Source organism: Streptomyces sp. UH6 (assembly GCF_013421635.1).
GTDB classification, from domain to species: Bacteria; Actinomycetota; Actinomycetes; order Streptomycetales; family Streptomycetaceae; genus Streptomyces; species Streptomyces abyssomicinicus.
In genome coordinates this window covers 1-12,111 of the sequence record NZ_JACADT010000070.1, presented here as the reverse complement: position 1 = coordinate 12,111, position 12,111 = coordinate 1, and the positions used below count along the sequence as shown (strand labels likewise).

Here is a 12,111-nt window from a genome sequence, read left to right as displayed (position 1 = left end):
AGGCAAAAAACAGAGAATTCCCGGTGGCTGTGAGGTGAACAGGGAATGTACCCCGGCCGGTGTCGGCCACCAGGGAACGGTCGCTCCCGCGGGGTGATCTCCACAGCCGGCCGTCGTGGTACCGCAGCGTGAGAGCCGAGACGCCACCGGAGGGACCGGCCTCGTAGCACGATTCACCTAGGCCGGGAAAGGTAGCGGCAACTCGCGCACCGGGTACGTCCCCGATCCCCTCATGTCCTGCCGCGGGCTCGGGCTACGGACAGTGACGGGCCGTGGGAGAGGGGGACGCGCAGATGCCCGGTGCTTCCGGGCCAGCTGGTGGTGCACTGCACCGGGGTAGATGACAGGCTCACGTGTCCCATGCGTTCAGGTATCCGGAGCTGACGTACCAAGGCTTGCGGCCAGGGCCCGGCAGAGGGCGGCGGCCTGCCAGGAGTTGCGGGTGCCGTAGCTGGCGGCGCGGTGCCGGAGCTCGTCGGCGATGGCCTTGTACGGCTTGTCTCTCAGGTAATCGTTGAGGGCGCCGAGTTCGGTACCGACCTGGGCGGCGTACAGCTTGCCGAGTTCGAAAGTGGCAATGTGCCGCTGGACGCGGGCGGTCAGGGTCGGTGTCCGGTCGGGGTGCGGGGTCACGTAGAAGGGAGACCCCTGGCTCGGGGGGTCGGTCAGGCGGGCCGCGAGCCACACGTGATCGGTGATGTCGTCGAAGTAGGGGCGGAACGTCTCTTCCTCGGCGCTGGCCGGGGCGTTTGCGTGTGGCGTAGAACCATGTCCCGTCCCGTACGGGTCGTGGTCGCGCGATTCCGGTGGCACGTCCGGGGTGGACGACGTCGACGGCGGAAGCAGGGCGAGGAGCCGCGGAGGGGCCGAGCGTGAGCGAGTGAGAGGGGTGCGAGCGGCCCTCCGCGTCGCGTCGGTGGCGTCAGGCGTACGACCGCAGCCAGCGCAGCTTGGCCGCTTCGTGGTGGGGGCCGCCGCCCTCGTGGTCGTTGAAGTCGTAGACCTCGATGGTCTTGTCGGAGCCGGCCCAGGCGTTGAACGCCGCGAAGACGGTCGACGGCGGGCAGGTCTGGTCCTCCAGCGCCGCCGAGAACAGCGCGGGTGCACGGCCGCGGGCGGCGAAGTGGACGGCGTCGAAGTACGACAGCGTACGCAAGGCCTCCTCGGTGCGGCCGCGGTGCGTCCTGAGGTAGAGGCCCACCTCTCGGTACGGGTGCCGGTCCGTCAGCACCGTGGCGCGGGGGAAGTCGCACAGGAACGGCACGTCCGGCGCCACCGCGACCAGGTCCGGCACCAGGCCGCCCACGGCGATGGTGATGCCGCCGCCCTGGCTCCCGCCGACGGCCACGGTCCGCGAGGCGTCGGTCAGCGGGTGCGAGCGGGCGGCCTCGACGGCTCGCACGGCATCGGTGAACACCCGCCGGTAGTAGTAGTTCTCCGGGGCGTCGATGCCCCGGGTCATGAAGCCGGGGTACGCCGGAGCGCTTCCCACCGGATCGGGGGTGCTGCCCCCGCCGCCCCAGCCGCTGCCCTGCCCCCGGGTGTCCATCACGAAGTGCGCCCGGCCGCTGGATGCCCACAGCAGGTCCTCATGCGGGAGACCGCGCCCGCCGCCGTAGCCCTTGAACTCCACCACCAGGGGTGCCGGTTCCTCGGCGTTCACCGGCAGCCGCAGCCAGCCCTTCACCGGGTGACCGCCGAACCCGGCGAACGTCACGTCGTACAGCCGGACCGTCGACAGTCCTGCGTCGACCGGCTCGAAGCACGCGTCCAGGTCGTATGAGCGCGCCTCTTGGAGCGTCTTGGCCCAGAAGGCGTCGAAGTCTTCGGGGGCGACCGAGTCGCTGTGATACTCCCGGAGTTCGTCGAGGGAGAGGTCGAACAGGGCCATGCAGGACCGCCTTCGGTCTAGAGGATGATCGATCACACCGTACGGGGCAGCACGTACGGCCCGCCAGAGTCCCGAACACCCCGCGCACGCACGGAATCACCTGGTACCCCGCGACCGTGGTCCGGATCTTGATGCCGGGGGCACGGCCCGGATCCCCCGGGCGCACCCAGCAGTCCGGCGCCGCCGCCGTGCCTCGGTCGGCGAACGACCGGTTTCGCGCCCGGCAGGGCTCGTTCAGACCTGACCACGACTCCCGTGCCTGAGCAGGTATTGCCCCACGATCTCGTTGAACTCGTCGGCGCGTTCCACCTGGGACCAGTGCCCGCACCGGCTGAAGAGGTGCGCGTCGGCGTGCGGGACGGCGTGCAGGAGTTCCCAGGTCCGTGAGACCGGGATGACCACGTCCTGCATGCCGTGGATCAGCAGCACAGGGAGGTCCAGTTCCGCCAGGGCGCCGAGGTCGAGCGGCAACGCGTCCCGGTCCCGGTCGCGGGCCGCCACGACCTCCTTCAGGCGGCTCGACGCGCTGTCGTTCAAGGCCGCCCGGTAGCGCAGCTCCACCAATTCGTCGGTGACCAACTCCTTGTCCACGACGAACTGTTCGAGCGTGCGACGGATGCCGGCCGGGGACAGCTCGGGCGTGGCGTGGCCCGCCAGCGCCGCGGTCCTCTTCGCGCCTCCCGTGCCCATCGAGACGATGCCCAGGATGCGTTCCGGTGCGTCGATGGCGAGTTGCAGGGCGACCCAGCCGCCGATCGAGTTGCCGACGATCCAGGTCTTGTCGATGCCCAGCGCGTCGAGCACGCGCAGCGCGTGCCGTCCCCACTCCCGGATGCCGTACTCGGTGCCCGGTGCCACGACGGTCTGTCCGTAGCCCATGGAGTCGACGGCGATGCAACGGCCGTGCCGCGCGAGGTGCGGCAGGTTCAACCACCAGTTCGCGGCGGCGGTGACCCCGGTGCCCGAGCCGTGCAGGAAGAGGAGCGGCGTTCCTTCACCGACCTCGTGGTAGTGGGTGAGCTCACCGTCGGCGGTGGGCAACCACTGGTCTTCGAGACCGAAGAAAGAGTCGGTCCGGTAGTCCGGGATCTCGACGGTGGTCATGTCGGCGTTCCTTTCCTTGTCGCTTTCCCCGTGGTGCGCGACGGACGTACCGCGACGGCCGGGGCGCCGGTCACGGCCGGCGGGTGAGCTTCTCGATGACGGCGTGCACGCCCACGACGTTGTTCACCATCTGGGTCACGCGGACGTCCGCGGCGATGGAGCAGAGGCTGTACGCCTCGTCCGGGCTCAGTCCTTCCTCGGTCAGCCAGTTCACGAGGTCGTCGACCGCGTCATGCGCGGCGTCCTCGAGGTTCTCCCCGAAGCCGGTGGAGATGAAGTGGGTCTCCGTCTCGGCCCGGGGAGTCCGCAGCCGCGCCCCCCGCTCCAGCGTGAACCGCAACCGGACGTGGTCCATGCCGGTCTCGATGGCGGTCTGGTTCACCTCACCGTCGCCCTGGACCGCGTGGCCGTCACCGCAGTAGAAGCCGGCGCCGTCCCGGAAGACGGGGAGCTTCAGACGTGCGCCCACGACGAGGGCGGAGAGGTCCATGTTGCCGCCGAAGCGGCCGGGTTCCACCGTGCTGCGGGGACCGTCCTCGGCCGGGGCGACGCCCATGATGCCCAGGAACGGCTTGAGGGGCACGCGCACCTTGCCGCCGAGCGTGGTGGTCATCGTGGCGCGGTCCAGGGCGAAGTGGCGGATCGTGCCCTTGGGGAACCGGTCCCGCAGGACGCCCCGGCCCCGGGGCTCGGCCACGACCAGGTTGAAACCGTGGGCCGCGGGCGTCAGCGCCAGCACGTCCACCACCAAGGCGTCACCGGGACGGGCCCCGCGCACCTGGACGGGGCCGGTGAGGGAGTGCGGTCCCAGGGCGTCGGGGAAGGCCGCCCGGAGGGCCGGGAAGTCCTCCATGACCGTGTCCGGGGTGACGCGGTTGCCCCAGTGGCCCCAGGTCGACAGCGTGATCTCGTCGCCGGAGTCGATCGAGAGCACCGGCGGCGCGGCGGGGTCGATCACCCCGACCCGGACGGTCCCGGGACCGGCGGGGAGGTCGTGGACACGACCTCCCCCGGCCGTGGACGGGGTGTTCTCCCGCGTCACGCGTCACCCGCCTCGGCGTGACCCGGCAGCGGCTCACGACGGATCGAGGCCAGCAGGTGCTGGACGGCGCTGGTGGCGCCGGACTTGTTGTTGGCGAACAGGATCCTGGCGAACTGCGCCCCGAGGTAGGGGTGGAACCCCAGGTCGTACAGGGTGCGGAAGTCCCGCTCCTCGATGGCGGTGCGCTCGGCCCCGGTCAGTTCGTAGCGGTCGAGCACGGCCGCCTCGTCCTTGACGAACTCCTCGCGGAGGTCGGCGTTCCACTTCAGGTCCTGCACCAGGTCGTGCGAGACCAGGGCCCGGTTGATGCTTTCCAGACTCATGGTGATCCCCTTCTCAGCGCCCGGCCGGCGCCGGCGTCATGTCCCAGCTGACGGCGCCGATGCCGCAACGCCACTTGTCCCAGGCGGTGTAGCCGAGGACGTCGCAGGGCCGCTCACCGATCGCGCCCATGACGAGGATCCAGCTCAGCAGCTCCCCGGTGCCGCCGATCCCGGCCTGGTCAAGCCGCTCCAGGGTGACTTCGGCCAGCACCTTCTCGTGGTCGCCGTCGGCGAGCAGGCCGAGGAACCAGTTGTCGAACTCCTCGTCGATCCAGAAGTCCCGTACGCCGCCGGGCTCGTGGCTCATGCCGCCGGTGGCGAAGAGGCCGACGCGCAGATCGGACGGCAGGTCGTGCTCGATGAGGTCGGCGAGCTGCCGGCCGATCTCGTAGCAGCGGTGCTGGTCGGGGAAGGGCGGGACCGTGACGTTCTGGAGAATGGGCACGATCGGGACGCCGCTCGCCTCGATCCCGGTCTTGACCACGGGCACCGAGACGTTGTCGTCGAAGTTGAGGTTGTCGCGGGTCGCCGACACCGGAACGCCGCGCCGGTTCAGGCCGTTGAGGACCTTCTCCGCGACGTCCGGGCGCCCCGGTATCCGGTACTCCCCGCACCCCAGCCAGTCCTTGAAGAACTCGGCCGGGCCGCGGTGCTCGGGCGCCATGCCGACCACGAAGTCCGGGTACGTGCGGATGCGGTTGTTGGCCATGTGGTCGTTGGCCACCATGAGGATCACGTCGAGCTCGGTCTCGCGGATCTGCCGGGCCAGGGAGCCGTAGGCGGAGGTGACCATCTGCTGCGACGCTTCGGGCGCCTGGTCGAACATGCCGATCAGGCCGGGAGCGTGGCTCGCTGCCACGGCGAGGCTGATGTGGGCCATGGTGAGTCTTCCTTCGTCGGTCTGTGGGTCAGGCGGTGGCGCGCAGTTCGCGGGTCTCGTCCTCGCGGACGGCGAGGGTGTCCGTGTCGATGGCGACGCCGTAGACGGTGCGGGCCGCGTCGACCGAGACGACGCCTTCGCGGACGTCGCGCAGCACCAGCTCGGCGGGGCGCAGCCGCGGATCTCCGAACCCGCCGCCACCGCTCGCGATCACCTCGACGACGTCGCCCTTGTCGAGGGTGTAGAAGGAGTTGGAGTCCATCTCGACGGGCTCGGCGCCGGCGCGAGTGAGGGTCAGGCGCTGGACGATGCCGGGCCGTCCGCCGAGGAGGCCCACGGGAGCCGTCTCGGGCATGAAGCCACTGCCGTACGTGGCGCAGGCGATGCCGTCGGCCAGGACGCGCCACCGGTAGCGCACGCCGAGACCGCCGCGCCACTGACCGCCACCCGCGCTGTCGGGGAGGTACTCGAGCTCCTCCAGCAGGTACGGGGTGTCCAGTTCGTGCAGCTCGGGGTCCGGGGCGCGCAGACCGCCCAGGGTGTTCGACGGGGAGAGGTGGTCCCAGCCGTCGAAGCCCTCGGTGGCCCCGCTGCCGCCCTTGCCCAGGAAGTGCAGATCGCCGAAGTGGCGTCCGGTGCGCGGGTTCATGCCCATCGTGGCGGGCGTGCACCAGCGGGCCCAGCCGGCGTGCGCGCGGCTCGGCACGGCCTGGGAGAGGGCCACCCAGACCGCCGAGGCGATGGCCTCGCACGTCGGGACGGTACAGGCGGCGACGGGCGCCGGGGCGTGCGGATGGGTGAGGGAGCCGGCCGGGGCGATCACGTCGATCGGCTCGATCGCACCGTCGTTGTAGCGGATGTCCGGGTCGATGCACCCGAAGAGGGCCAGGTGGGCCGAGGAGACCGTGTTGGCGATCGTGCTGTTGATGAAGCCCTTGGCCTGCTCGTCGCTCTCGCTGAAGTCGAAGGTGAGATGCTCGCCCTCGACCCTGATCGTCAGGGCGACCCGGTACGAGCGGTCCCTGTCGATGCCGTCGTTGTCGAGCAGCGCGTCGGCGCTGTACTCGCCGTCGGGAATCGCGGCGATCTCGGCGCGGACCTGGCGTGCGCTCGCCCGCAGCAGTTCGTCGGTGGCGGCGCCGATGGTCCGGGGACCGTACTTCTCCAGGAGGCCCTTGAGGCGGCGTTCACCGATGGCGGTGGCGCCGATCTGGCAGTTCAGCACACTCTCCACCAGGGCGCGCATCCGCACGTTGGAGAGGATCAGCTCCCAGGCGTCCCGCCGCAGTTCACCCTTGGCGACGACGCGGGTCGGCGGGATGACGATGCCCTCCTCCTGGACGTCGCGCGCTGCGGGGTTGAACCCGACGACGCCGCCACCGCCGACATCGGCGTTGTGCCCCTTGGTCGTGGCCCAGAAGACAAGTTCGCCCTCCCAGAAGACCGGCCGGGCGATGGTGATGTCAGGCAGGTGCGAGCCGCCGTTGAACGGATCGTTGTGGATGAAGATGTCGCCGTCGTGCACGTCGTCGCCGAAGAACTCGGCGATGGCGCGCAGGGCGAACGGCGTCGCCCCGCCGATGACCGGGATGTAGTGGGTCTGGGCGAGCAGCCGGCAGTCCGCGCTGAAGAGGGAGGTGGCGAAGTCGCGGGCCTCGACGAAGATGGGCGACCGCGAGGTGCGCAGCATCGTCTGCCCCATCTCACCGGTGATGCCGTCCAGGGCGCTGCCGATCACGGCGACGAGGATGGGATTGGCCGTGGGCTGCGTCTGCGTCGTCTGCTGTGTCATCTGTTCGATTCCCTTCAGGCCGGCTGGTTCGCCGGTTCGATGACGTAATTGCCCTGCGCGTCCACCGTCATGACGTAGCCCTCGACGAGGACGACGGTGGTCGTGGGCTGCTCGATGATCGCGGGGCCGACGACGCGGTTGTCGCGGCGCAGGGCGAGGCCGTCGTAGACGTCGGTGCGGACGGTGCGGCCGGAGAAGATCGCGTCGCGGGCGCCCTTGCGGGCGGGGCTCGGGTCCGTGCCCGCCGAAGGTTCGTCGGCGAGGGCGGGCTTGGCCGTACGGCCGAGGGAGGTGAGGCGTACGTTGATGAGTTCGGTGGGCTCGCCGGGCATGGCGTATCCGTTGAGCGCCTCGTGCTTCGCCTCGAAGTCGCCGACCAGCTGCTTGAGCGACTCCTGGGTGAGCTCGCCGTCGAAGGCCAGGGGGACCTCGATCTCGGTGAACTGGCCGATGTAGCGCACGTCGGCGCTGAAGACCAGGTCGATCGCGTCGTCCGCGACGTTCTCCGAGCGCAGCGTCCCGACGGCCTCGTCCCGCATCTCGCGGTACAGCTCGCCGACCCGGTCCAGGTCCAGAGTGTCCATGTCGGAGACGAAGGTGCGCGCGTACAGGTGCTTGAGGTCGGTCAGGAGCGTGCCGACGGCGCAGAACACCGACGACTCGCGCGGCACGATGATGCGGTTGATGCCCAGTTCCTGTGCGATCGGCACGGCGTGGATCGGCCCCGCGCCGCCCGCGACCACCACGGTGAACTCGCGGGGATCGACACCACGCTTGACCGACACGGCGCTGACGGCCTCGGCCATGGTCGCGTTCACGACGCGGTAGATGCCCTCGACCGCCTCGGTGACCGAGAGGCCGAGCGGCTTCGCGACCTTCTCCTCGACGGCCCTGCGCGCGGCCTCGACGTCCAGGGTGAAGGCGCCGTCCCCGAACATGTCCGGGTTCAGGTAGCCCATGAGGAGGTCGGCGTCGGTGGTGGTGGGGTTCTCGCCGCCGCGGCCGTAGCAGGCGGGGCCCGGGTTGGCGGTGGCGCTCTGCGGGCCGACCCGGAGGATGCCTCCCGAGTCCACCCACACCAGCGAACCACCGCCCGCGCCCACCGTGTGGATGTCCAGCATGGGCAGGGCGACCCGGTATCCGGCGATCTCGCTGTCGCCCGTGAGCAGCGACTCCCCGCCGCGCACCAGGGCGACGTCGAAGCTGGTGCCTCCCATGTCGACGGCGATGACGTCCTCGGCGCCGTGCCGACGGGCGTACTGGAGGGCCGCGCCGGGTGCCGCCGCCGGTCCCGACATGAGCGCGTTGACCGCCGAATTGCTGGCGATCTCCGGCGACATCACACCGCCGTTGGACTGCACGATGAGCAGCGTCCCCGAAAAGCCCCGGTCCGCCAGCTGGCGTTCGATGTTCGCCAGGTAGTTCTGCAGCTTGGGTCCGACGAAAGCGTTCAGCACCGTGGTGCTGTGCCTTTCGTAGGCGCGGATCTGGGGCACCACGTCGCTGGATATCGTGACGAATACGCCGGGGAGTTCCTCGCGCAGGATTTCCGCGGTGCGCTGCTCGTGAGCGGCGTCCACGAAGGACCACAGATAGGAGACGGCGACCGCCTCGACGCCCTGCTCACGGAAATACCGCGCCGCCGCGCGCACGTCCTCCTCGTGGAGCGCCACGATCTCGTTGCCGGACACGTCGACGCGTTCGCGGACCGTGGCGATGAGCTCCCGGGGGACGAGGGGGAGCGGCGGCGCGTACTTGGAGTCGTTCTGCCGCTCGCGGATGCCGCGGCGCATGTTCAGCAGATCGCGGAAGCCGTGCGTCGTGACGAAGCCGGTCTTCGCTCCCTGGTGCGTCAGCACGGCGTTGGTGGCGATCGTCGTGCCGTGCACGATCGTGGACACCGCGCCGAGGAAGTCCTCGAGCGACTCCCCGAAACTGTCGGCGGCTTTGGTCAGGCCGTTCAGCAGGCCGACGGACGGATCGTGCGGGGTGGTCGGAGACTTGTAGATCCGGGATTCGCCATTCCCTTCGACAACGAAGAGATCGGTGAACGTGCCGCCGATGTCTATTCCGATCCGCCGACTCGCCTTGTCGCTTGCTTTCGTCATTGAGGAAACTCCATTGCCGTGAACCGAACGGGCGCGCAGGAGGGGGCGCGGTGCATTGACGCAACAGTGAAATGCGTGAATGACGCGGCCGGTGCGAACCGAATTCGAGATTTACTGGAAGGCGCAGCGTTTCCTGGACCGTAGTGCCTCGTACATGTACCGACAACGAACTGTTCGGCTCAGCCGAACAGGGGTGGTCAGGGCCTACGGGGCGCGCTCGGAGAGCCGCCGAGCCGCCTCGACCACGGCGCGCGCGTACGTATCCCCGTGCGTGGACAGCCGGTGCCCGGCGAAGCTCATGCTCAGCGCCCACGTGATGTCGCCGTGCCGGTTGCTGACCGGTGCCGCGACACAGCACACGCCCTCGACCGCCTCCTCGGCGTCCAGGGCGTACCCGCGTTCGCGCACCGTGGTCAGCTCCGCCTCCAGCGCCGGGAGCGTGGTGAGGGAACGATCCGTGAGAGAGGTCAGCGCGTCGTGGCCGTAGATGTCGCGCAGTTCGCGGGGGGAGAGGTAGGCCAGCAGCATCTTGCCGGGTGCCGTGCAGTGCGCCGGCAGGCGTTCGCCGACCCGGGTCGCGTTGACCCGCACCCCGTCGTGGGGCGCGAGCTTCTCCAGATAGACGACCTCGTTGTGATGCCGCGACGACAGCTGGACGGTCTGCTGGTGGGCGGCGACCAGGGCCCGCATCTCCACCCAGGCAGGCTCGGAGATCTCCGAGGTCATCCGCGCGCGCAGGCCGAGCTGGAAGGCGCGCCAGCCGAGCCGGTAGCGGCCACGTCCCGTGCGGCGCAGCAGGCCGAGCGCGACCATGGACTGCATGTGGTCCCAGGTCGTCGTCTTGGGGAGGTCGAGCGCGCGGCACACCTCGCTGACTGTCCGCTCGGGAGCGTCGGAGGAGAAGAGATCCAGGATCCGCACGGCCCGCTCAAGCCCGTCGATCATGCCGCAGCCCTTGCCCACATGATCGACAGGATACGGGGGTGCGAGGCTTGGGTCGTCGAGTGAGGAGGGCCGGCCGGGTCAGCCCTCTGACTCATGAAGGGCACGTCCACCTCGCCGGCGGCGAGCGCCGGCAGCTCCCTGGTGACACGCATGCGGTCAGGCCAACCGGCACCGGCCGACCGGTACGCGGGCGGGACGGGCGCCGGTCTCGTATCGAGCCACGGGGATCAGGGCTGTCCTCGGCGGCCCGTCCTTCACCCCCGGTGTACCTCGGTGTCGCCGTTCACGGTGCGCAGGGTCAGTCGGCGCGGGTGGTCGGCGGAGCCCGCGGTGGGAGCGGGGACGTCCACGACCGTCCGCCCGTTGACGGTGCTCGCATCGGTCTTGTAGGGCGGGGCGCCGGCCGGGAGGGTCACGCGCACGGAGCCGTTGCGCGTCACGCCGTCGAGCGCTGCCGGCGCGGTCGTGCACAGCAGGTCGACGTCGCCGTTGACCGTCTCGGCGCTCACGCCGTCGGCGGCGAGGCCGCTGGCGCGGACGCTGCCGTTGCGGGTCACCAGGTGCTGGCTGGCGCCTTCCGTACCCGAGTCGTGCACGGTGACGTCGCCGTTGACGGTGCTCAGGGTCAGTTCGCCGTGCACCCCGTCGACCTCGATGCCGGCGTTGCGGGCCCGCACGGTGAGCGTGATGCCGGCGGGCACATGGACGAGTCGCATGCCGCCGCAGTTGTCCTCGGTCCGCTTGTCACCCTGATCGCAGAGCAGGTCGAGCGTGGGGGTGGCCGCGTCCAGGTCCCAGCGGGCGGGGGTCGCCTCGTCCACCCGGACGCTCTCGTCGTCCGTCCCGACGATCCGCACGCCGCCCTCGGTGGTGACGAGGAGACGGCTGCCGTCCGCCAGAGAGGCCCTCTCGAACAGGTCTCCGCGCGCACCCCCGGCGGCCCCGGGCCACGGCCCGTCACCCCCGTCGCGGTCACACGCCGGCAGAGTGAGAAGCACGAGAAGAGCGCACCCGGCCCAGGCCGCGCGGCGGCCGTGACGGAGGCCCGGCCCTTGGTGGGAGCTGCGCACGCTGCTCGGCGATGGCGTCATGGGGCGCGTATGCCCGCGACGGATGAGCAGCACACCATCTCGTCGCAGGCGCGACGCGGTGCCGTTGATCCGGGTGACGGGCACTTCTTCCCGGAAGCACCGTTCCCCTGACGCGCGGCGGCGGTGGTCCCCAACACCCCTGGGGACCCGGTCGACGAGCCCCAGGCCGAACCGGCCTTCGCCACACAGCTTCAGGCGACCGGGTATCGGGACGTCGTCGTGGACGGAAGGGTTTCTGACCGGCATTCCTGCAGGTCAGACACCCTTCTTCCAGGCTCTCAGAAGAGCCCGACCTCCTTGGCGGAGTAGGACACCAGGAGGTTCTTCGTCTGCTGGTGGTACAGGCACGGCAGGGCCATTGACCAGGAGAAACAGGCGTTCGTGTCGCCCGTGGCCGGTCGCTGGTCCGGGAATGGTCCGGATCTTGGGTTCAGGTTCGGCTGAGACGGGCAGCGGAGTCGCTGCTTGGCGGACCTGCGCGGGACGCATGTCTTGATCACGCTGAGACTCTCAGGACCTGGACGGCGGCTCCGTCTCTTCCAGTGCCTCTGCAAACGCATGGGCCGTCGATGGGTCAGGACACGGCCGTGCGCGGTCAACTTCAGAGCGGCGGAGCACCCAGCAGCCGTGGTCGGGAACTCGGCGTCCGCGAGGCGGCCGCCGTTGTCGCTGATCACTGCAGCGTGGACGGTGTCGTCATGGGGTCGACCCCGCCGAACACGCTCTGCCCAGCTGTGTCATGCGCGAGCACTGCTGTCATGCTGGTGATGCCTTCCTGGCCGGAGGATAGGCCCTGGCCGGGTGGCGCAGACAGGCATTGAGGGGCTTTTGGTCAAGCTCCCATCAGGTCATGTTCCGCCCGGCCGGAGCCATGCGAACAGGCGCCGGTGGCCGGGCAGGACTACGCGAGGACAGCCCAGCCAGGCGTCAGTCAG

11 protein-coding genes are annotated in these 12,111 nt (G+C 70.1%); all 11 read right to left on the bottom strand.

Translation table 11 applies throughout. The features are described 5' to 3' along the window. Nucleotides 1–366: 366 nt before the first annotated feature. A complete protein-coding gene (locus HW445_RS07155) occupies nucleotides 367–813 on the bottom strand; it encodes a hypothetical protein (RefSeq protein WP_180220182.1) in 447 nt (148 codons plus the stop codon). A gap of 109 nt (nucleotides 814–922) precedes the next feature. After that, nucleotides 923–1,891, bottom strand: coding sequence for an acetylxylan esterase (locus tag HW445_RS07150; RefSeq protein WP_180220181.1), 969 nt, complete (start codon nucleotides 1,889–1,891; stop codon nucleotides 923–925). A gap of 234 nt (nucleotides 1,892–2,125) precedes the next feature. Next, complete coding sequence (locus HW445_RS07145) at nucleotides 2,126–2,995, bottom strand: alpha/beta fold hydrolase (protein ID WP_180220180.1); 870 nt, start codon at nucleotides 2,993–2,995, stop codon at nucleotides 2,126–2,128. A gap of 70 nt (nucleotides 2,996–3,065) precedes the next feature. Continuing rightward, the gene (locus tag HW445_RS07140) at nucleotides 3,066–4,037 is read right to left on the bottom strand and encodes an acetamidase/formamidase family protein (protein WP_180220179.1); all 972 of its coding nucleotides are present in this window, start codon (nucleotides 4,035–4,037) and stop codon (nucleotides 3,066–3,068) included. Then, complete coding sequence (locus HW445_RS07135) at nucleotides 4,034–4,360, bottom strand: extradiol ring-cleavage dioxygenase (RefSeq protein WP_180220178.1); 327 nt, start codon at nucleotides 4,358–4,360, stop codon at nucleotides 4,034–4,036. The genes HW445_RS07140 and HW445_RS07135 overlap by 4 nt, the downstream gene beginning before the upstream one ends. Before the next feature lie 13 nt (nucleotides 4,361–4,373). Further along, entirely contained in the window at nucleotides 4,374–5,240 is an 867-nt protein-coding gene (locus tag HW445_RS07130) for a hypothetical protein (protein ID WP_180220177.1), read from the bottom strand. 28 nt (nucleotides 5,241–5,268) lie between these two features. After that, complete coding sequence (locus HW445_RS07125; RefSeq protein WP_180220176.1) at nucleotides 5,269–7,032, bottom strand: hydantoinase B/oxoprolinase family protein; 1,764 nt, start codon at nucleotides 7,030–7,032, stop codon at nucleotides 5,269–5,271. Between the two features lie 14 nt (nucleotides 7,033–7,046). Then, a complete protein-coding gene (locus HW445_RS07120; protein WP_180220175.1) occupies nucleotides 7,047–9,140 on the bottom strand; it encodes a hydantoinase/oxoprolinase family protein in 2,094 nt (697 codons plus the stop codon). Between the two features lie 204 nt (nucleotides 9,141–9,344). Continuing rightward, complete coding sequence (locus HW445_RS07115; RefSeq protein ID WP_180220174.1) at nucleotides 9,345–10,085, bottom strand: IclR family transcriptional regulator; 741 nt, start codon at nucleotides 10,083–10,085, stop codon at nucleotides 9,345–9,347. Nucleotides 10,086–10,339: 254 nt separating this feature from the next. Beyond that, complete coding sequence (locus HW445_RS07110; protein WP_308798548.1) at nucleotides 10,340–11,083, bottom strand: DUF4097 family beta strand repeat-containing protein; 744 nt, start codon at nucleotides 11,081–11,083, stop codon at nucleotides 10,340–10,342. A 371-nt stretch (nucleotides 11,084–11,454) separates the two neighbouring features. Then, a complete protein-coding gene (locus HW445_RS07105) occupies nucleotides 11,455–11,676 on the bottom strand; it encodes a hypothetical protein (RefSeq protein WP_180220172.1) in 222 nt (73 codons plus the stop codon). Nucleotides 11,677–12,111 lie beyond the last annotated feature (435 nt).

Excerpts from the sequence above, each read along its gene's own strand:
- HW445_RS07150 (WP_180220181.1), bottom strand. The coding sequence starts at position 1,891 with ATGGCCCTGTTCGACCTCTCCCTCGACGAACTCCGGGAGTATCACAGC.
- HW445_RS07145 (WP_180220180.1), bottom strand. The coding sequence starts at position 2,995 with ATGACCACCGTCGAGATCCCGGACTACCGGACCGACTCTTTCTTCGGT.
- HW445_RS07135 (WP_180220178.1), bottom strand. The coding sequence starts at position 4,360 with ATGAGTCTGGAAAGCATCAACCGGGCCCTGGTCTCGCACGACCTGGTG.
- HW445_RS07130 (WP_180220177.1), bottom strand. The coding sequence starts at position 5,240 with ATGGCCCACATCAGCCTCGCCGTGGCAGCGAGCCACGCTCCCGGCCTG.
- HW445_RS07125 (WP_180220176.1), bottom strand. The coding sequence starts at position 7,032 with ATGACACAGCAGACGACGCAGACGCAGCCCACGGCCAATCCCATCCTC.
- HW445_RS07120 (WP_180220175.1), bottom strand. The coding sequence starts at position 9,140 with ATGACGAAAGCAAGCGACAAGGCGAGTCGGCGGATCGGAATAGACATC.
- HW445_RS07115 (WP_180220174.1), bottom strand. The coding sequence starts at position 10,085 with ATGATCGACGGGCTTGAGCGGGCCGTGCGGATCCTGGATCTCTTCTCC.